Annotated in this window: 15 protein-coding genes, 1 pseudogene and 1 riboswitch; of the genes and pseudogenes, 7 read left to right on the top strand and 9 right to left on the bottom strand. The window is 65.1% G+C overall.

What is annotated here, in order from left to right:
• The first annotated feature begins 231 nt into the window (after positions 1-231).
• On the top strand, positions 232-1,710 hold the full coding sequence (locus A5788_RS13490) for a nucleobase:cation symporter-2 family protein (RefSeq protein WP_064868767.1): 1,479 nt from the start codon (positions 232-234) through the stop codon (positions 1,708-1,710).
• Between the two features lie 39 nt (positions 1,711-1,749).
• On the opposite strand, the gene A5788_RS13485 is transcribed toward A5788_RS13490, so the two are convergent.
• Together A5788_RS13485 and A5788_RS13480 are read right to left on the bottom strand one after the other, a co-directional pair.
• Complete coding sequence (locus A5788_RS13485; protein WP_064868770.1) at positions 1,750-2,355, bottom strand: L,D-transpeptidase; 606 nt, start codon at positions 2,353-2,355, stop codon at positions 1,750-1,752.
• 86 nt (positions 2,356-2,441) lie between these two features.
• The gene (locus A5788_RS13480; protein WP_064868773.1) at positions 2,442-3,893 is read right to left on the bottom strand and encodes a short-chain fatty acyl-CoA regulator family protein; all 1,452 of its coding nucleotides are present in this window, start codon (positions 3,891-3,893) and stop codon (positions 2,442-2,444) included.
• A gap of 118 nt (positions 3,894-4,011) precedes the next feature.
• Here A5788_RS13480 and prpD point away from each other — a divergent pair, with 118 nt between their 5' ends.
• The 4 genes from prpD (at position 4,012) to A5788_RS13460 (ending at position 11,103) form a co-directional block, all read left to right on the top strand.
• Positions 4,012-5,523, top strand: coding sequence for a 2-methylcitrate dehydratase PrpD (gene prpD, locus A5788_RS13475; protein ID WP_064868776.1), 1,512 nt, complete (start codon positions 4,012-4,014; stop codon positions 5,521-5,523).
• Positions 5,523-6,470: a methylisocitrate lyase gene (gene prpB, locus A5788_RS13470; protein ID WP_064868779.1), complete on the top strand. Its 948-nt coding sequence runs from the start codon at positions 5,523-5,525 to the stop codon at positions 6,468-6,470. Before prpD ends, prpB begins: the two co-directional genes overlap by 1 nt.
• Complete coding sequence (locus A5788_RS13465) at positions 6,467-7,597, top strand: bifunctional 2-methylcitrate synthase/citrate synthase (RefSeq protein ID WP_064868783.1); 1,131 nt, start codon at positions 6,467-6,469, stop codon at positions 7,595-7,597. Before prpB ends, A5788_RS13465 begins: the two co-directional genes overlap by 4 nt.
• Positions 7,598-7,713: 116 nt before the next feature.
• Positions 7,714-11,103 carry a pyruvate carboxylase gene (locus tag A5788_RS13460; protein WP_064868786.1) on the top strand — a complete coding sequence of 1,130 codons (3,390 nt, stop codon included), beginning with the start codon at positions 7,714-7,716 and terminating at the stop codon, positions 11,101-11,103.
• Between the two features lie 123 nt (positions 11,104-11,226).
• Here the strand turns inward: A5788_RS13460 and A5788_RS13455 are convergent, their stop codons facing one another.
• Together A5788_RS13455 and metE are read right to left on the bottom strand one after the other, a co-directional pair.
• A complete protein-coding gene (locus A5788_RS13455; protein ID WP_064868789.1) occupies positions 11,227-11,859 on the bottom strand; it encodes a nucleoside/nucleotide kinase family protein in 633 nt (210 codons plus the stop codon).
• A gap of 71 nt (positions 11,860-11,930) precedes the next feature.
• A complete protein-coding gene (gene metE, locus A5788_RS13450) occupies positions 11,931-14,255 on the bottom strand; it encodes a 5-methyltetrahydropteroyltriglutamate--homocysteine S-methyltransferase (protein WP_064868792.1) in 2,325 nt (774 codons plus the stop codon).
• A 142-nt stretch (positions 14,256-14,397) separates the two neighbouring features.
• A riboswitch (cobalamin riboswitch) is annotated at positions 14,398-14,588 on the bottom strand.
• A gap of 165 nt (positions 14,589-14,753) precedes the next feature.
• On the opposite strand from metE, the pseudogene A5788_RS13445 reads away from it, so the two are divergent.
• Positions 14,754-15,604, top strand: a pseudogene (locus tag A5788_RS13445) (SDR family oxidoreductase).
• A gap of 3 nt (positions 15,605-15,607) precedes the next feature.
• Here A5788_RS13445 and uraH read toward each other — a convergent pair.
• From uraH to A5788_RS13430, 3 genes are read right to left on the bottom strand one after another with little or no spacing between them, the layout of a single operon-like run.
• Complete coding sequence (uraH, locus tag A5788_RS13440) at positions 15,608-15,934, bottom strand: hydroxyisourate hydrolase (RefSeq protein ID WP_049699533.1); 327 nt, start codon at positions 15,932-15,934, stop codon at positions 15,608-15,610.
• Positions 15,935-15,944: 10 nt separating this feature from the next.
• The gene (uraD, locus tag A5788_RS13435) at positions 15,945-16,466 is read right to left on the bottom strand and encodes a 2-oxo-4-hydroxy-4-carboxy-5-ureidoimidazoline decarboxylase (RefSeq protein ID WP_049699532.1); all 522 of its coding nucleotides are present in this window, start codon (positions 16,464-16,466) and stop codon (positions 15,945-15,947) included.
• Positions 16,467-16,475: 9 nt separating this feature from the next.
• A complete protein-coding gene (locus tag A5788_RS13430) occupies positions 16,476-18,473 on the bottom strand; it encodes a solute carrier family 23 protein (protein ID WP_231894101.1) in 1,998 nt (665 codons plus the stop codon).
• A 162-nt stretch (positions 18,474-18,635) separates the two neighbouring features.
• On the opposite strand from A5788_RS13430, the gene A5788_RS13425 reads away from it, so the two are divergent.
• Positions 18,636-19,232 (top strand): nucleotidyltransferase family protein, encoded by a 597-nt coding sequence (locus A5788_RS13425; RefSeq protein ID WP_231894102.1) that lies wholly within the window; start codon positions 18,636-18,638, stop codon positions 19,230-19,232.
• A gap of 19 nt (positions 19,233-19,251) precedes the next feature.
• Here A5788_RS13425 and A5788_RS13420 read toward each other — a convergent pair whose 3' ends face one another.
• Both A5788_RS13420 and A5788_RS13415 read right to left on the bottom strand, forming a co-directional pair.
• Positions 19,252-20,121 (bottom strand): 3-hydroxyacyl-CoA dehydrogenase, encoded by an 870-nt coding sequence (locus A5788_RS13420; protein WP_049699531.1) that lies wholly within the window; start codon positions 20,119-20,121, stop codon positions 19,252-19,254.
• A 79-nt stretch (positions 20,122-20,200) separates the two neighbouring features.
• Positions 20,201-20,551 (bottom strand): hypothetical protein, encoded by a 351-nt coding sequence (locus A5788_RS13415; RefSeq protein WP_064868795.1) that lies wholly within the window; start codon positions 20,549-20,551, stop codon positions 20,201-20,203.
• Positions 20,552-20,630: the final 79 nt, after the last annotated feature.

The raw sequence follows: 20,630 nt of genomic DNA, 5'->3' as shown, positions 1-20,630 counted from the left end.
CACGATCCCGTTTTACTTGTATACGCAAGATGGATTGCACGTAGTAGGGGTCCCGACCTGTACTGCGTCGCGGGAACCGGAGTCCGGTTCCTTCGCTTTCGAAAAGCGCGTGCGATCTCACGGATTTCCACCGTGATCGATCGGGTACAGCGCAGTTCCTCCGATGAATCGGTCGCCGCCGGAGCCGTGTAAGAGCCGAACACTCGGCGCCGCTTGAAACAGGAACAGGCCATGAGCAACCCCACCGCAGTCTCCCGCGTCCGCGACAGGATCGTCCGCAAAAACTTCGATCCCACCGCGACGACCGATCAGATCGTCGTCGACCAGTCCGCACCCCGCGTCGAGCCGCACGACTCGACCCACCCCGACGCTGCGTCGGACAACGCTATCGACCCGGTGAACAAGGTTCCCTCACCCGGTCGGCTCGTCGTGTTCGCGCTCCAGCATCTGCTCGTGATGTATGCGAGCACGGTGACGGTGCCCGTCGTGGTGTCGGCAGCGCTCGATCTCTCGCGGGCAGATCTCGTCTACCTCGTCACCGCAGACCTGCTGTTGTGCGGTTTCGGCACGCTACTGCAGTCGCTGGGCATCTGGAAGGTCGGCGTGAAGCTGCCGATGGTGATCGGTGCGTCGTATACCGGCATCGCGCCGATGCTGATCATCGGCGAGGGTGAGGGACTGCAGACGATGTACGGTTCGGTGCTCGTCGTCGGCCTTGCGACGATCGCCATTGCGCCGCTGGTCAGCAAGCTCATGCGGTTCTTTCCGCCGGTCGTCATCGGGACGACCATCCTGCTTATCGGTATCCAGTTGATACCAGCGGGCGGAAAGATGATCGTCGGTTCCGATCCCGACGACCCCGGGTTCGCTTCTCCGGCCAAGATCGGCTTGGCGGCTGCAACAGCGCTGGCCATCGTGCTCTGCTACTGCCTGTTGCCGCGCGCGCTTCGACCGGTCTCGGTGTTGATCGGCATAATCGTCGGCGTCGTTGTCGCGGCGCTCACGGGGATGTTCGACGGTTCGGGTATCGGTGAGGGTGCCGCGTTCTCGTTCCCCGACCTCCTGCATTTCGGTGTTCCGCGTTTCGACCTGCTGGCGATCTGCTCGCTTGCCCTGATTCAGATCGTGCTCATCGTCGAACTTGCCGGACAGGTCAATGCCGTCGGGGAAGTGGTGGGACAGAAGGTCTCGCGCGATCGCCTGGCAGCGGCCGTGCGTGCCGACGGCGTGGTCACCGCGCTGGGCGGTGGCGTGTTCCAGTCGTTCATGTACGTCACGTTCGCGCAGAATGTCGGCATTCTGACCATCACGAGGATGTTTAGCCGCTACGTGACAGCGCTGACCGGCGCGATGCTGATGTGCCTCGCGTTCTTTCCCGTCGTCGGTGAGGTCGTGGCGGCGATCCCGCGGCCCGTCCTCGGGGCCGCAGCAGTGGTGATGTTCGGAACCATCGCGGTGGTCGGTATCCGCATCCTCGGGCGCGTCGACTACAGCCAGAACTCCAACGTGATCATCACGGCTGCGGCGATCGGCGTGGCCCTGCTGCCGATCACGATCAACGGCTTCTACAGTCAATTCCCGACGGCGGCCAAACAACTGCTCTCCAGTGGCGCTGCGGTGGGCATCTTCGTGGCCATCGCGTTGAATCTGCTGTTCACGACGCGGCGTCACGACGGCGCAGAGAAGGTCAACAGCGACGACGTCGCCTGAACGGCCGGGTCACGATCACTGCCTGAGTCGATATGAGACTCAGGCAGTGATCGTGACAGGCGTGCCGTCGCCGGCCCAGTCGTAGAGGTGCTTGATCTCGTTGCCGGGCACGTGAATACAGCCTTCGGAGCCTCGGGTCTTGTAGGCCGTCGTGTCGCCGTAGGGAAACTTCTGCCAGGGCGAGTCGTGGAATCCGATGTCGCCGAACAGGTGCAACCAGTAGTGCACGAACACCGTGTACCCGGGACCGCTCAGCGTGCGATCGACGTCATGACTTTCGATGCGCCAGGTTCCCAGCGGTGTGCCTACACCGCGGTCGACGCTGCCGGTGGTCACCGCGATGTCGGAAACCGGTTGCCCGTCAAGGCATAGGACCATGTGTTGCGACGCGAGTCCGACGACGATGGCCTTCCCTTCGGACTTCTCGGGGCAGGAGGGCTTGGGGATGATCGGGGCAGCGACCGGACGTGCGGCAGTCGTCGCGGCCGCGGAGTCGGCGGCCGGGGACGACTGCACTGTGAGACCTACGACCACCGCTATGGTGACAGCCAAGACGGCGAGGGCAGCAAGAGCCGGCCACGCGTACCCGAGTACGAGTGACCGAGCCGTGAGAGCACGGCTGCGCTTCTTGGTAACCGATATCATTTCGCCCGACGTTACCGCAGACGGGATACGCGCCGACGCATGCGTGACGGACAGAACGACGTCGGACTGTCGCTCACGCAGGTCACCTACCCTGTGCGGGCCGGGCGATAGGGGATGGAGTCACTGACGGTGACGTCGACGTCGATGGGCCTGCCGACCTGGGGGAACGCCCGCTGCGGGCAGGCTGGTCTTGGGCACACCTTGCATCCCGCGCCGATGGGTACCGTACGGCGGTCGTCGGCGAGGTCGATGCCGGTGGAGTAGACGAGGCGGTCGGCGTGTGCGAGATCGCAACCCAATCCGATGGCGAAGGACTTGTGCTGTGTGAGGTAGCCCAACCCCTCGTCGGTGCTGCGTGCCAGCCAGAAATACGACCGGCCGTCGGGCATCTGCGAGACCTGGGTGACAACCCGCCCCGGCGAGGCGAAGGCGTCGTGTACGACCCAGAGCGGGCAACTCCCTCCTGCCCGTGAGAAGTGAAATGCGGTGGCGGATTGTCGCTTGGAGATGTTTCCCGCGCGATCGGTCCGGACGAAGATGAACGGGACACCGCGATGTCCGGGGCGCTGGAGCGTCGACAGCCGATGACATACCGTCTCGAAGCTGACGTCGAAGCCGACGCAGAGCAGTTCGATGTCGTAGCGCGCTTCCTCCGCAGCATCGCGAAAGTGTCTGTACGGCAGCAACAATGCTCCCGCGAAGTAGTTCGCGAGTCCGATTCGGGCTACAGACCGGGACTCTTCGCTCAGTTCGACGGCGTCGGCGATCACCGCGTCGATCACATCGCTCTGCGTGATCAACGCCAACTGGGTGGCCAGTTGGAACGCGCGTTGCCCGGAGGTGAGTCGACCCGCGAGCTGGACGACGCGCCGAGTGGGATCGAAGACGCGTTTGGGGCGGCGCGCGGCGGCGACGGGGTCGGTGTCACGGCTGATCGACACGGAGACGCCGTGTTCGCGTGACAGCAGCGTCGCCAATTGCAGATCGAGTCCTCCGACGCGCAGGCCATGCTGATCGAACATGTCCTCGGCTGCCCGGTCGAGGACGTCGATGTAATTCTTGCGGTCGTAGAAGAAGTCGCGGACCTCCTCGAACGGCATCGGAGTCGACGACGCTCCGCCGTTGGCTGCTTGGCCCCGGTAGGTGTCGAGCTCGGACTCTGCCGCGACGAGGCGCCTGTGGAGGGCTGCGATCGTGCGACCGACGTCGGGCATTCGGGAGACGAGCTCGGTGATCTGCGCGCGCGTGACGTCGCCGCCGTCTGGCGCGGTGGCAAGTGCGTCGGCCAGGTCGGCGACCAGGCGCGCGTCGGTGTCGGCCGCGAAGTAGTCGGCGTTGAGGTCGAACTCGCGGGTGAGTGCGAGAAGTACGCCGACGGTGATCGGCCGCTGATCGTTCTCGAGCTGATTGACGTAGCTGGTCGACTTGTCGATTCGACGAGCGAGTGCGGCCTGAGAGAGTCCCTGCTCGTCGCGAAGTCTGCGTAGGCGAGCTCCTACGAGAAGTCTCCCGGGCGTCGCGGCAGAGGGGTGTGCCATGTGCAGAGCCTAGCTCGTCATGTGTTCACAACATTCGCAAATTTGCGGGTAGTCATCCACAAAAATACGCATTCGCCAGGACTTATGTGGAGCGGAACGAGATGCGTACGGTGCGAACATGATCATTCACAACGTGCGGACCCGCCGCAGTGCCGAGGACTTCGGGCAGTCGGAGCATCTCGCTCAGAAGATCGCCGAGGTCGCCGTCGACCCTGTCGAGGTGCCGACCGAGACAGCCGAGATGGTGATCAATCGGGTCATCGACAACGCGGCGGTCAGCGCCGCATCGGTGATTCGTCGGCCGGTGACGACTGCGCGATCACAGGCGCTCGCGCACCCGTACGGGCGGGGCGGTCGCGGCGCGGCGGTGTTCGGTGTCGCCGGCGCGTACTCCCCGGAGTGGGCGGCGTGGGCCAACGGGGTTGCCGTGCGTGAACTCGACTTCCACGACACCTTCCTCGCCGCCGAGTACTCGCACCCGGGAGACAACATCCCGCCGCTGGTCGCGGTGGCGCAGCACGTCGGCGCCGGGGGTGCAGATCTGATCCGAGGCATCGCCACCGCCTACGAGATCCAGATCGATCTGACGCGCGGAATGTGTTTGCACGAGCACAAGATCGACCACGTTGCGCACCTCGGTCCTTCCGTCGCCGCGGGGCTGGGAACCATGTTGCGTCTCGACGTCGAGACGATCTACCAGGCCGTCGGCCAAGCCCTGCACCTGACAACCGCGACGCGGCAGTCGCGGAAGGGGCTCATCTCCAGTTGGAAGGCATACGCGCCGGCTCACGCGGGCAAGATCGCGATCGAAGCCGTCGACCGTGCGATGCGTGGTGAGGGGGCGCCCGCTCCGATCTGGGAGGGCGAGGACGGCGTGATCGCGTGGCTACTCGGTGGCCCCGAGAAGGTCTACGAGATACCGCTTCCCGGTCCGGGCGAGGCCAAGCGGGCGATCCTCGACAGCTACACCAAGGAGCACTCGGCCGAGTATCAGAGTCAGGCGCCGATCGACCTCGCGCGTCGGATGCGTGAGCGGATCACCGATCTCGCCGAGATCGAATCGATCGTGCTGCACACCAGCCACCACACCCACGTCGTGATCGGCACGGGCTCCGGCGATCCCCAGAAATTCGATCCGTCGGCCAGTCGCGAGACGCTCGACCACTCGGTGCCCTACATCTTCGCCGTCGCACTGCAGGACGGTTTCTGGCACCACGAGGCGTCGTATGCGCCCGAACGTGCGAATCGTCCCGACACCGTCGAGCTATGGCGCAAGATCTCGACCGTCGAGGATCCCGAGTGGACCCGCCGCTACCACTCCACCGATCCGGCGGAGAAGGCATTCGGCGCGAAAGCGGTTGTGACGCTGCGCAACGGTGAGGTCATCACAGACGAACTGGCTGTTGCGGACGCACATCCGCTCGGTGCCCGCCCATTCGCTCGGGAGCAGTACGAGGCCAAGTTCTCCACCATGGCAGACGGCGTGATCGATGCGGCCGAACAGCGTCGATTCCTCGATGCGGCAGCCGGTCTCGCGTCGCTCGAGGAGGGAAGCCTCGGTGCTCTCAATCCGACAGTGCTGTCCGTCGTGCTCGACAAGGCACCGACCATCGGGACGGGGATCTTCTGATGACCTCATCGGAAAGCGCTGTGGCGGGGCTGTTCTCGTCATCCGTACCTGCCGCCGACAAGCGGATCGCGCTGCGGGCGGGCCTGGCGTCGGGAAGTCTGCAGCGTTGGCCCGGCGCATTCTCGCCGCTGGTGGCCAAGCTCATAGCCGACGTCGGGTTCGAGGGCGTGTACGTATCCGGCGCTGTGCTCTCGGCCGATATCGGCCTCCCCGACATCGGGCTCACGACGCTGAGTGAGGTCGCCGCTCGCGGCGGGCAGATCGCCCACGCAACCAACCTGCCGTCACTTGTCGACGCCGACACCGGATTCGGTGAACCCATGAGTGCGGCGCGGACCGTTGCCACCCTCGAAGACGCGGGGTTGTCCGGCTGCCATTTCGAGGACCAGGTCAATCCCAAGCGGTGTGGTCATCTCGACGGCAAGGACGTCGTTCCCGTCGGCGAGATGCTCGCAAGGCTTGCGGCAGCGGTCACGGCACGACGCGACGAGAACTTCGTGATCTGCGCGCGGACGGACGCGCGTGCCGTCGAGGGTCTCGACGCCGCGATCGACCGCGCCAAGGCGTACGCCGATGCCGGCGCCGACCTCATCTTCACGGAGGCATTGCGTGACGCCTCGGAGTTCGAGAGATTTCGTGCGGCCGTTGACGTTCCGCTCCTTGCCAACATGACGGAGTTCGGCAAATCCGACCTGCTCACTGCGAAACAACTGGGGGACTTCGGCTACAACGCGGTCATCTATCCGGTGACGACGCTACGCATCGCGATGGGTGCCGTCGAGTCCGGACTTCGGGAGATTGCCTCTACCGGAACACAATCGGGGCTCCTCGACGACATGCAGCACCGGAGCAGGCTCTACGAGTTGCTGCGCTACGCGGACTACAACGACTTCGATTCCGAACTGTTCAACTTCACCCTGAATTCCACGCCGGAGGTACATCCATGAGCGCGCCGCCAGTTAGCCAACCTGCTATTCACAAGGGTCTTGCCGGGGTCGTCGTCGACACCACTGCGATCTCGAAGGTTGTGCCCGAGACGAATTCGTTGACCTACCGGGGCTATCCCGTACAGGATCTCGCCGCGCGCTGCAGCTTCGAGCAGGTCGCGTACCTGCTGTGGCACGGCGAGTTGCCCACCGACGCCCAACTCGCCGCGTTCACGCAGCGGGAGCGGGCGAGTCGTCGACTCGATCGGTCGACGCAGGCCGTCCTCGCCCGTATTCCGGAGAACTGCCACCCGATGGACGTCGTTCGCACGGTCATCAGCTACCTCGGCACCGAGGACCCGGACGAGGACAATGCGGCGCCCACCGCGAACTACGACAAGGCCCTGCGGATGTTCTCGATCCTGCCGACCATCGTCGCGGCGGATATGCGTCGACGACGCGGACTCGACCCGATCGCCCCGCACCATGGACTCGGCTACGCGGAGAACTTTCTGGCCATGTGTTTCGGGGAAGTTCCCGATCCGGTGGTCGTCTCGGGGTTCGAGAAGTCGATGGTGCTCTACGCCGAGCACAGTTTCAACGCATCGACCTTCGCGGCCCGTGTGGTGACGTCGACTCAGTCGGACATCTACAGCGCGGTGACGGCGGCGATCGGAGCGCTGAAGGGATCGCTGCACGGCGGCGCGAACGAGGCGGTCATGTACGACATGATCGAAATCGACCGCCCAGAACGGGCGGTCGCCTGGCTCGAGCACAAGCTGGAGAACAAGGACAAGGTGATGGGGTTCGGCCATCGCGTCTACAAGAACGGTGATTCGCGGGTGCCGACGATGCGTGCGGCTCTCGTCGAGGTCTCCGAGCAGCTCGGCGAGGACCGGTGGCTGCGCATCTACACCGAACTCGAGCGGCTGATGGACGAGCGCACGGGCATCAGACCGAACCTCGACTTCCCGACCGGACCCGCGTACCACCTGATGGGCTTCGACATCGGATCGTTCACGCCGATTTTCGTGATGAGCCGCATCACGGGGTGGACTGCGCACATCATGGAACAGGCAGCGTCGAACTCGCTGATCCGTCCGTTGAGCAGCTACACGGGGCCCTCGCAGCGCTCTCTCACACTTTGAGACAAAAGTGAGGTATCACCCTCACTTGCGGATAAGGTCGACGACGACGGCGGTGCCTGTCCTGTGGGTGCCTGCCCGGGCAACGTGTATTCGACGAACGAAAGTTGTGTCCCGAGATGTTTGAGAAAGTCCTGGTCGCAAATCGTGGAGAGATCGCGATCCGTGCCTTTCGTGCGGCATACGAGCTCGGGGCAAAAACGGTCGCGGTGTTCCCGTACGAGGACCGCAATTCGCTGCACCGACTGAAGGCCGACGAGTCGTACCAGATCGGCGTACCGGGTCATCCGGTCCGTGCGTATCTGTCCGTCGACGAGATCATCGGTGCCGCACTGCATTCGGGTGCAGATGCGGTATATCCCGGCTACGGCTTCCTGTCGGAGAACGCGGGCTTGGCAGCGGCGTGTGCCGAGCACGGCATCACGTTTGTCGGACCGCCCGCGCACGTACTCGAGTTGACCGGCAACAAGGCCGAGGCCGTGGCCGCGGCGAAGGCTGCCGGTTTGCCGGTGCTGGCGTCCTCGGAACCGTCGGCCGACGTCGACGAGTTGGTCGCGGCATCCGCCGAAATGCAGTTCCCGGTGTTCGTCAAGGCCGTCGCCGGTGGCGGTGGCCGCGGTATGCGTCGCGTCGCGAAGCGTGAGGATCTCGCCGAAGCCATTTCGGCGGCGTCGCGCGAGGCCGATACCGCGTTCGGCGACCCGACGGTGTTTCTCGAGCAGGCCGTGATCAATCCGCGCCACATCGAGGTGCAGATCCTGGCCGACACGCAGGGCAACGTCATTCACCTCTTCGAGCGTGACTGCAGCGTGCAGCGTCGGCACCAGAAGGTCGTCGAATTGGCACCGGCACCGAATCTCGATCCGCAACTGCGTGAGCGGATTTGCGCTGACGCCGTCGCATTCGCCAAGCAGATCGGCTATTCGTGCGCCGGGACCGTCGAATTCCTGGTCGACGAACAGGGTCGGCACGTCTTCATCGAGATGAATCCGCGCATTCAGGTGGAGCACACGGTGACCGAGGAGATCACCGACGTCGACCTTGTCGGTGCGCAGTTGCGGGTGGCGTCGGGGCAGTCGCTCGACGACCTGGGGTTGAGTCAGGACTCGATCGCGATCCGTGGAGCAGCACTACAGTGCCGTATCACCACCGAGGATCCGTCGGATGGTTTCCGGCCGGACGTCGGGCGTATCACCGCCTACCGCACGCCGGGTGGTGCGGGCATCCGACTCGACGGCGGTGCGGTCCTCGGCGGAGAGATCAGCGGCCATTTCGACTCGATGCTGGTCAAGCTGACCTGCCGGGGTCGCGACTTCGACACAGCGGTGCGGCGCGCACGACGTGCCTTGGCGGAGTTCCGCATTCGCGGTGTGGCGACCAACATCCCGTTCCTGCAGGCGGTGCTCGACGACGCCGACTTCGCTGCGGGACACGTGACGACGTCGTTCATCGAAGACCGCCCGTGGTTGTTGAATTCGCGTGGATCGGCAGACCGCGGCACGCGCATCCTCTCGTATCTCGCGGACGTGACGGTCAACAAGCCGCACGGGGAACGCCCGAGCACGGTGTACCCGCGCGACAAGCTTCCTGCCCTCGACCGTGCGCAACTACTCGCACCACCCGACGGCTCGCGGCAGCGACTGTTGACCTTGGGGCCCAGCGGTTTTGCGCGTGACCTTCGTGACCGCGCGGCGGTCGGTGTCACCGACACGACGTTCCGCGACGCCCATCAGTCGTTGCTCGCGACGCGCGTACGGACGAGCGGAATGCTCGCCGTCGCACCGTATGTCGCGGCGACGACCCCGCAGTTGCTGTCGGTCGAGTGTTGGGGCGGTGCCACCTACGACGTCGCGCTGCGGTTCCTGAAGGAAGATCCGTGGGATCGGTTGGCGCAGTTGCGCGAGGAGATCCCCAACATCTGCCTGCAGATGCTGCTTCGCGGTGCCAACACCGTTGGCTACACGCCGTACCCGCAGAAGGTGACGACGGCATTCGTCGCCGAGGCAACGGACGTGGGCATCGACATCTTCCGAATCTTCGACGCGCTCAACAACATCGAACAGATGCGACCCGCCATCGACGCGGTGCTCGAGACCGATCGCGCGGTCGCCGAGGTCGCGATGAGCTACACGGGCGACCTCGCGAACCCCGACGAGAAGCTCTACACGCTCGACTACTACCTGCGCCTGGCGGAGCAGATCGTCGACGCAGGCGCGCATGTCCTCGCCATCAAGGACATGGCGGGTCTGCTGCGTGCACCTGCGGCCGACAAGCTGGTCCGTGCGTTGCGAAGCGAGTTCGATCTGCCGATCCACGTCCACACCCACGACACGCCTGGCGGGCAGTTGGCGACGTACCTCGCGGCCGTCAACGCGGGGGCAGACGCAGTCGACGGCGCGTCGGCACCCTTGGCCGGCACGACGAGTCAGCCGCCCCTGTCGGCGATCGTCGCGGCGTTTGCGCACACCGAACGCGACACCGGGCTGGACCTCAAGGCGGTCTGCGACCTGGAACCGTACTGGGAAGCGGTGCGAAAGGTGTACGCCCCGTTCGAGTCCGGTGTTCCCGCACCGACCGGGCGCGTCTACTCGCACGAGATCCCGGGCGGCCAGTTGTCGAATCTGCGTCAGCAGGCCATCGCGTTGGGGCTCGGTAACCGCTTCGAGGCCGTCGAAGAGGCCTATGCTGCCGCCGATGCGATGCTGGGGCGTCTGATCAAGGTGACGCCGTCGTCGAAGGTCGTCGGCGACCTTGCTCTCGCTCTCGTCGGGCAGGGCATCGCGCCCGCTGGCTTTGCCGCGAACCCCGGTTCCTACGACATCCCCGACTCCGTCATCGGTTTTCTCCGTGGCGAACTGGGTGAGCCCGCGGGCGGGTGGCCGGAGCCGTTGCGTACCCGCGCACTGGCCGGTCGTACGGCGCCGCGCCCCGTCGAAGAACTCAGTGCCGCCGACGACACCGCACTCGACACAGCGGGCAGACCGCGGCAGGAAACCCTCAACAGGCTGTTGTTCCCCGGTCCGACAAGGGAATTCGAGGAGCATCAGGAAACCTACGGGGATACGTCGAGGCTGTCGGCCAATCAGTTCTTCTACGGACTGCGCTACGGCGACGAGCACCGAGTGGAACTCGAGCCGGGCGTCGAATTGCTGATCGGCCTCGAGGCGATCAGCGAACCCGACGAGAAGGGCATGCGCACGGTGATGTGTGTGCTCAACGGTCAGTTGCGGCCGGTCGCAGTGCGAGATAGGTCCGTCGATTCCAAGGTCGCGGCCGCCGAGCGTGCCGATCGGGCGAACCCGAACCACGTGGGCGCACCCTTCGCGGGCGTCGTGTCGCTGTCGGTGAACGTCGGCGACGAGATCGCAGCGGGCGCGGCGATCGGCACGATCGAGGCCATGAAGATGGAGGCGACCATCACCGCGCCGGTCGGCGGCAAGGTCGCCCGGGTCGCGGTGACGTCCGTGCAGCAGGTCGCGCCCGGCGACCTGCTGATCGAAATCGGCTGAGGCCGGGCGGGTTCGGCGGCGCGGCGCGGCGGATCCGTATGACACTTGGCCCGGATCGCGGGCATTCTGTCATACGGATCGGCGGCAGCGCCCCACGCGGCGGTGCAACTCGAGCCTCGGCGGTCAGTCGATCGTGGTGGCGTCGAGCTCGGCGTCGGAGTGTGCACGGGTCGCCCTGATCTGAGCGGCGTTCGGGTCGTCGACGCGCCTGATCCACTCGAGAGCATCGTCGACGCTCCGCCCGGTGGCGACGTGCCGCGCCAGGAGGCGTTCATGTCTGATGGCGTCGGGTAGGTCGACGAACCACATGCGGTCGATGAGTCGACGGACAGGGGCCCACGCGCCGTCGAATCCGAGGTAGTTGCCCTCGACCACAACGATTCTCGCTGTTGCGGGGATCAGGGCGGCTGCTGCGATCGGCTCGCCGAGGTTGTGGTCGAAGTCGGGTGCGTAGACCTCGGTGTCCGGCGTGGCGGCCCTGCGGAGCGTCGCGACGAATCCGTCGACGTCGAAGGTGTCCTGGGCCCCGCGCCGTTCGGTTCGGCGGAGTAGGTGCAGCATCGGCGTCGCGAGATGGAAGCCATCCATGGGGAGATACCCGATGTGAGCGTCGCCGAGGCGGTCGGCGAGTTCGAGAGTCGCCCGACGCGCGACCGTCGTCTTACCCGCTCCCGGTGGGCCGGTGAATCCGACGACCACGCGGGAGCGGGTGTTCGCGAGGTCGATGATCTCTGCGACCAGCGCGTCGATGATCATGACTGAAACGATACGAGACGATCGACAGGGAATCGACGAGATGGACTCATCCCGTCGATTCCCGGTCCGTATCAGTCCTCGACGTCAGCCCGCACAGTCGTCGCGGCGGTGACCAGGTTGGTCAGCGACGCGATCACCTCGCCGGGTGTGCGGGTCTTGAGTCCGCAGTCGGGATTGACCCAGAGTCGTTGCGGGCCAACCGCCTTCAACGCTGCGCGCAGGGACCGTTCGATCTCCGCCGTGCCCGGTACCCGTGGCGAGTGGATGTCGTAGACGCCGGGGCCGACGCCGTTCGAGAATCCGACGGCGTTGAGGTCGTCGAGGATCTCCATCGCAGAGCGGGCTGCCTCGATCGACGTGACGTCGGCGTCGAGGTCGGCGATCGCGCCGATGACCTCACCGAACTCCGAGTAGCAGAGGTGGGTGTGGATCTGCGACGAGTCGGCGACACCCGAGGTGGACAAGCGGAACGCGCGCACCGCCCAGTCGAGGTAGCGCTGCTTGTCCGCATCTCGCAACGGAAGGAGCTCACGCAGTGCGGGCTCGTCGACCTGGATGATGGTGATTCCGGCCTTCTCGAGGTCGACGGTCTCGTCGCGGATAGCCAACGCGATCTGATCGGCCGACTCCGAGAGCGGCTGGTCGTCACGGACGAACGACCAGGCGAGGATCGTGACCGGACCGGTCAGCATTCCCTTGACCGGCTTGTTGGTCAGCGACTGCGCGTAGGTGATCCAGTCGACGGTCATCGGCTGCGTGCGCACGACGTTGCCGTAGAGGATCGGCGGCCGCACGCACCGGGTTCCGTACGACTGGACCCACCCGTTGGCCGTGGCGAAGAAGCCGTCGAGTTGTTCGGCGAAGTACTGGACCATGTCGTTGCGCTCGGGCTCGCCGTGCACCAGTACGTCGAGTCCGAGTTTCTCCTGCAGCGCAACCACATCGGCGATCTCGGCGCGCATCCGTCGCTCGTACTCCGGCTCGTCGATCTCGCCCGAACGCAGCGCGGCACGGGCGAGTCGGATCGCCGAGGTCTGCGGGTAGGAGCCGATCGTGGTGGTCGGCAGCGGAGGAAGTTCGAGCTGCGAATTCTGTGCCGCGATGCGCTCTGCAGCAGGCATCCGCGTGATGTCGGTGTCGGTGACGGCCGCCAGGCGAGCACGCACCGCCGGGACATGCACCCGCGGATCGCTTGTGCGCGTGGCCAGCGCCGCGGCGGACGCCTCGAAGGCATCCCGCTCCGACTCACGACCGTTGCGCAGTGCGCGGGCGAGCACCCCGACCTCGTCATACTTCTGCGCGGCGAATGCCAGCCAGCCTCGCAGGTTGTCGTCGAGTCCGTCCTCGGCGTCGAGCGTGTAGGGCACGTGCAGCGTCGAGCACGACGTCGAAACAGTAAGCGCGCGTGCCGATCCCAACAAGGTGCCGAGGGTGGCGAGCGCCTTGTCGAGGTCGGTGCGCCAGATGTTGCGACCGTCGACGACGCCTGCGACCAGCAGCTTGTCGGCGAGTTCCGGGACCACGACGACCGAGTCGACCGAGCCCTCGACGAGGTCGACGCCGATGGCTTCGACCGGTGTACGCGCCAGGGCGGCGAGAGACGCACCGGGGTCACCGAAGTAGGTGTTGACGAAGAGCGCAGGACGCTCGGTGGCGGCACCGAGCCTCGAGTACACCGAATTGACCAGTGCGGGAAGGTCTTCGGCATAGTCGGTGACGAGAACCGGCTCGTCGATCTGGACCCACGAGACTCCTGCCTGCGCGAGCTGTGCGAATAGCTGCTCGTACACCCCGAGCAGGTCGTCGATCCTCGTCAGTGGCGCGGGCGCGCCGTCGACGGCCTTGGCGAGTGCCAGGAAGGTGATCGGCCCGATGATGACGGGTCGGGCGTCGACGCCGCGCGCCCGGGCTTCGGCGATCTCGCCGAGAACCTTGTCGGGGTGCAGTCCGAACGTGGTGTCGCCGCCGATTTCGGGGACCAGATAGTGGTAGTTGGTGTCGAACCACTTGGTCATCTCCAGGGGAGCGATGTCCGCGGTGCCACGTGCCGCGGCGAAGTATCGGTCGAGTGGATCGGCGATGCCGTCGAACCGGCGGGGGAGTGCACCGAGGAGGACCGCGGTGTCGAGTACCTGGTCGTAGTACGAGAAGGTGTTGACCGGGATCGAGTCGAAACCGGCTGCGGCCAACTGTGTCACGGTGTCGCGGCGCAGTCCGGCTGCGATCTGCTCGAGCTCGGCGGCGCTGACGCGGCCCGCCCAGTAGCCTTCGATGGCCCGCTTGAGTTCGCGGCGCGGGCCGATCCGCGGAGTGCCGGGCACGGTGGCGGTGAACGGCCTGCCAACCTGATCGGACGCCGTCGTGGAGACAGTGGTGTCTGCTGAATTGATGGACATGAGTTCGTGAACTCCTGCATTCGACGTGGACGGTTCACCGCCATGCAGGGAGAGTCGACAAGCCCCGGGTGGTGTGCAGAAGACACCACGACACGCTGATCGACCTGCGCCCGGTCCACGAGGCGGCGAGCCACCGGTCGCGGCGCGACCGGTACAGGAGGCAGGTCTTCGGACTCGTCGGCGGGCTCACACGAGGTGAGATTCCTAGTGGCCGTCGCTTCCCGGGCTCGTGCCCAGTGCTTGGTGACGGCGGTCGTTCCGACATACCGCTGCGGGACAGTTCCGGATTCTCACCGGATTCCCTCTCACCCGACCGCCGATTACGGTGGCCGGATTCGACGCCGCGCGCGGGACGGAGGGGCTCCATCACAATTCCCGGCGGGCGAACCAGCTGCCGTTGCAGCATAGCGCAGCCTTTTTGTCGTCAGCCTCACCGTTGTGACCCAGTAGACGACCATCGCCATGAATCCGCGAACCCAACGGTTCCGAACCAGATAGGTGACTGAACAAACGAACACCACGTATCTCATCACCGGTGCAGGCAGCGGCTTCGGCAAGGAGGTCGCACTGCGCCTCGCGGAGCAGGGCCACGACGTCATCGCAGGTGTCGAGATCATCGCGCAGGTCAATGTCCTGCGCGCCGAGGCGAAGGAACGCGGCGTCGACCTGCGCGTGGAGAAGCTCGATGTCACCGACGAAGGAGATCGCGACAAAGCGGCCCAGTGGGACGTCGACGTCCTGCTGAACAACGCGGGAATCTCCGAGGGCGGGTCGTCGGTGGACATTCCCGCCGCGAATATCCGGAGGCAGTTCGAGGTCAACGTCTTCGGACCGAGCCGATCGCGAAGGCCATGGTCGCCAAGGGCGGCGGCAAGATCGTGTTCATGTCGTCGGTGGCCGGCCTCACCGTCGACCCGTTCACCGGTGCCTACGCCGGGTCGAAGCACGCGGTCGAAGCGTTTGCCGATGCGCTCGATCAAGAGCTCAGCGAGTACGGGATCACGGTGGCGACGATCAACCCCGGCCCATTCCTGACCGGGTTCAACGACACGATGTTCGAGGCGTGGAAGTCGTGGGAAGACGATCCGTCAACCCGGCTCTTCGATTACGAGAAGCTCTCGTTTCCGCATGAGCAGTTCGACCCGGAGGAAGTCATCGAGGTCACTCTCGACGTGCTCACCGGTGCCGACACCGACTACCGACACGTGCTGCCCGCCCACACCGTTGACGACATCAAGTCGCAGGTCTCGGCGCAGTGGGACCGGACGCTCAACGACGGCAAGCGTGCCGAGCTGGTTCAGACCGCATACGACATCTCGCCCTACACTCCGGTCACCCGGGACGCGTGAGCGTCAGCTTCCGCGGTACGTCGAATACGAGTACGGGCTGAGCAGCACCGGTACGTGATAGTGCCGGTTCGGGTCGTCGACGGTGAAGCAGATGTCGATCTGCGGGTAGAAGCCGACAATTCCGTTGGCGCCGAACCAATCCGCCGTCGCGAACACGAGGTGGTAGGTGCCCGGGGCGAGCGGGTCGACGTTGACCTGTGAGATGCGGCCGTCGCTGTCGGTGGTTCCCGACGCGAGGCGCTCGCCGTCGACATCGCGCAGTGTGATCGACATTCCGACGGCGGGCGCACCACTGGTGGCGTCGAGTACGTGGGTGGACAGACCGGTCATAGGGCTCAGCCTAGTCGTCGACGAACTCGATGGCGGGAGTCAACATCCGTTGCAGCCGACTGCGATTGATCTTCGCGAGCTCCATGCGCATGACACGTCGTTCGGTCGGCGCGTCGTTGCGGATGCGCTCCTTGAGGATCGCGAGCAGTTCTTCTGCGGGGCGTCCGTTGGCGAACACGAGGTAGACGTGTCCGAACTTCTCGTCGTACTCCTTGTTGAGCTGTTTGAGCTCTGCGAGTACCTCGGGGTCGGCGCCGGTGACCCCGGACTGCTCTCTGCTCGACGAGGCGTTGTCGGGGCGGTCTCCGATGCGGGGATGCCCGGACAGCGCCTCGTCGAGGTCGGACTCGGTCAGTTCGGCGAGAATCAGATCGGCGTACTCCAGGAGCGCTTCGTCGTCGACGAAGGGCCGCGCCTTGGCAACGCGTAACGCCCAGATCGACGAGCTACAGCATTCGTACAGCGTGCTGATCGCACGCAGTTCGGACAGCTCGTTGAAGCTCGGGAGGCCTCGCCAATCGACTCGTCGCACGCGGTCAGCCTACGAGAGTTCCGGTTGACGGCTGAACCGAGCCGACGTCAGCGGGTTGGCGTCGGCCACCAGATCGTCGAAGCGATGGTTGGCGATCTTCGCGATCTCGATGAGGGCGAACGACTTCTCCGAGGTCTCGGAGTTGTCCATGCGTGCCCAGCCGTTGCGCAGCACGCGGTCGTAACGCTCGGCCTCCTGTGCGTCGATGACGAGCGGGAACCCGAAGTGTTCCTTGTAGGCCTTCGCGAGGTCGACGACGTTCTCGTGCTCGGTCTCCTCCAGGTGTGACAGCCCCTTGTGATCGACCGCGGTCAACTCTCCGGTCTCGTCTTCGGCTCCGAGGTCGGGGAAGGCCTGAATGAGCTGGAGTTGTTCCTCGTCGCTTCCGGTCAGCATGGCCTCTTGGAAGGCGCTGCGCAGATCGTGCACGTCCTCGAACGGACGCTGCTCGTAGGCGCGTTCGACCACCCAGTCGACGTTCTGCACGAGGCCGCCGAACGTCTCGTTGAACTCGACGAAGCTCATCTTGTTGACCGCGTCGAGCGTGATAGCACCGCGGCCTGCGACCGCCGGGCCGCGTCGTCCGATGTGGAAGAACAAGAGGTTCAACAGGATTGCGGTGATCGCGCCCATGGTGATACCCGTCGAGAACGGTATCTGCAGGATCATGTTGGGCATCGATTGGTCGACGCCGGGGAGGGCGGGTACATCGACGTGCGCGCCGCCCTTCTCGATCACGGTGGTCGGGCTCGACGACTGCGAGAACTGCACGTAGAGCGCAACTGCCAACGAGGTTGCTGCGATGATGAGGTTGCGGTGATCGGTGAAGTCGACCGAGGTGAGCGTCTGAATACCCACGATGGCCACCGTCGCGAACATGATGAGCGCGGCGCCACCGAGCACCGGGGCGGGAATCGACTCGACGATCTTCGCGAGCTTGGGTAGGCAGCCCAGGATGATCATGATGACGCCTGCACATGCGACAACCCAGCGGCTCTTGACTCCGGTCAGGCGCACCAGACCGACATTCTCGGAGAATGCCGTGTACGGGAACGAGTTGAAGATGCCGCCGAAGATGGTGGCGACGCCGTCGGCGCGCACGCCCGCCGCGACGTCCTCCTTCTTGATGCGCTTGCCGACGATCTCGCCCGTGGCGAAGATCGATCCGGTCGATTCCACGGCGACCACCAGCAGGACGACGATCATCGACACGATGGCGACGAGATCCCACCTCGGTGCGCCGAAGGCGAACGGCGGTGTGAAGCCGAGCCATGCTGCCTCGCCGACCGAACTGAACGTGGCGTCGCCGCACAGCCAGGCGACGAAGGTGCCGACGACCAAACCGAGGAGCACAGCGATCGTGGCCATGAAACCGCGGAAGAAGCGCTGCATCAGCACGATCAGCAGAATGGTGCCGAGCGTGTAGCAGACCCACTTCCAGTTGGCGTTGTCGTGTAGATGCTCCGCCGGGTTGGTCACGGCGTCACCCGCACCGACCGGGATCAGGCACACGCCGATGATCGTGATCAGTGTGCCGGTCACCACCGGTGGTAGGAAGCGGATCAGTTTCGCGAAGAACGGTGCGATGAGGAAGGTGAACACACCGGCAGCGATCACCGCGCCGTAGACGGTCTGTAGTCCGACACGACCGCCGCCGTGTTGATTGGCGATCTGGATGACCGGGGCGAGCGTGGCGAACGTGATGCCCTGAAGTAGCGGCAGGCGCACGCCGATCTTCCAGATGCCGACTGACTGCAGCAGCGATGCGATTCCGCAGGTGAAGAGGTCGGCCGTGATGAGCATCGTCAGTGCGTCGGAGTCGAGTTTGATCGCGCGGGCGATCAGCAGGGGCACGAGCACCGCGCCCGCATAGAACGCGACGACATGCTGTGCACCGAGCGCGACGAGTTTGCCGGGTGGCGGCACCTGATCGACGGGGTGCACGCGCTTGCGCTTCTTCGCCGGCGGGGACGCGGGCGTCGCCTCGGTTGTCGTGATCGCCTCCAACGGATGGTGGTGTTCCGCGCACACGAATGTGGCGCCGACTGCGAAGGGATGCGCGTCAGCAGATAGATAGTGGACCCGCGCGCGACTTCTCGCGCATCGGAAAGTGCACGTTTCCGCGACGTTAAAACGGAGATCTCCGACACGCGACTACGATCGGCTCCCGTGAACATCGCACGCCCTGACGAGGCGGACCGTCCCGAGTTTTTCGGCGGCGATCCGGTGGTCGGTGTTGTGCTCGCCGCGGGCGCGGGGCGTCGCTACGGAAAGCCGAAAATACTTGCGGCGCACGGGGAATGGCTGGCGAACGCGGTATCGGCGCTGACCGTTGGCGGGTGCGACGACGTGGCCGTGACGATGGGCGCGGCGGTCGTGGAGGCCCCCGATGGTGCCGCGACGATCCGCGTCGGCGACTGGGCTGATGGGCTGTCGGCGAGTGTGCGCGCAGCACTCATGTGGGCGACTGAGAAGAACAATGCCGCCGGAGTGGTTTTACATGTTGTTGACATGCCGGATGTGAGTGGCGAGGTGGTTGCGCGCGTCGTCGGGCAGTCGGGGCGTCGACGCGATGCCGTGGTGCGCGCGACGTATCGAGGGGTCCCGGGACATCCGGTCTATCTCGGAGCCGACCACCTTGTGGCCGTCATGGATTCGCTGAACGGCGATGTCGGCGCCGCGGCATATCTGCGCGCGCACGCCGACATCGTCGAAACCGTCGATTGTGCGGACCTGGCGTCGGGACGTGACATCGACGAGCCGTAGCGCCGGGCCGTCATCGATCTCAGGCAGGTTGCTCCTGCTTGGGGTAGGTGTAGAACCCCTCGCCGCTGGCCATCCCGAGCTTGCCCTTGTCGATGTAGTTCTGTTTGAGCCACGCGCCGAGGTGTCGGTTGCCCTGATCGCCATTCATCAAGATGTTGTACGGCGTCATCAGTCCGACGACGTCGTAGATCTGGAACGGTCCCAGCGGCGATCCGGTGGCGATGCGCCAGGTGTTGTCGACATCCTTGGGATCGGCGTAGCCGCCCGCGGCGAGTTCGAGTGCCGCGTTGAGGAACGGGATCAGCAGCGAATTGAGAACGTACCCGGCCTTCTCCTTGTGGATCTGAATGGGCACCATGCCGATCTCGTCGGCGAACTTCACCACCTTGGCGTAGACCGCCGGGTCGGTGTCCTTGGTGCCCATGATCTCGGCGGTGTTGAACTGCCAGACCCGGTTGGCGAAGTGCAGCGCGAGGAACTTGTCGGGCCGACCCGTCGACGACTCGAGATCGCTCGGTAGCAGCGACGACGAGTTGGTCGCGAAGATCGTGTCCTTCGGCGCCAGTTCGTTGAGCTTGCGGTAGGTGTCCTGCTTGAGCTCGAGGACTTCGGGCACCGCTTCGATGATCAGTTGGGCCTGAGCGGCTTTCGCGAGGTCGTCGGTAAGGGTGATGCGCTTGCGCGCTTCCTCCGCTGCGCCGTCGGCGGCGCCGGGAACCTCACGCTTGTAGGTCTCGACGAGTTCGTCGTATCGCTTCGACGCGGCGTCGAGCGCCTGCTGATTGATGTCGTAGGACGTGACGTCGAATCCCTTGTACGCGGTCTGGAATGCGATCTGGGAACCGAGGACGCCCGCACCGAGCACTGCAACTGTGGAGAACTCTGCCATCGTGAACCATCTCCTGTAGGTCGTTACTTCCCTACAACTCAACGTACTCGCGCGTGCATCGACGAGGAGTTGATGCTCGTCACGTCTGCGGGTCGGACACCGTGACGCCGAGTGCTCCCGTGGCGAAGCGGGCCACGACCGGATACGCGGAAGCGAGCGCGTCGTCGTAGCCGTCGCGGGCATCTCCGACGAGCCTCGCGCGATCGTCGTCGAGAATGACCGACACGGTCGCCACGAGCTCGCCCGTCGTCGGCTCGCAGACCGCCCAGGTGAACGACGACTCGTCGGACCACTCCGAATCTACTTGCCGCACATAGGCTTCGGGATCGTCGACGCCCAGGTCGCGCAAAGCTGCTGAGTCGGAGATCCGCTCGTCGTCGCGGACTCCGCGTAGGTACCAGGCGCCCGCGTTGATCTCGATCGGTTCCATCGGAATTCCTCGGAAAATGAGTCGGGCCCGACCGCATGGTCGGGCCCTTATACACATCTGACGCTCCCGACGATCGCAT

Origin of the sequence: Gordonia sp. 852002-50816_SCH5313054-c (genome assembly GCF_001665925.1) — a bacterium.
GTDB lineage: Bacteria > Actinomycetota > Actinomycetes > Mycobacteriales > Mycobacteriaceae > Gordonia > Gordonia jacobaea.
This window is presented reverse-complemented; position numbering and strand designations above follow the sequence as displayed.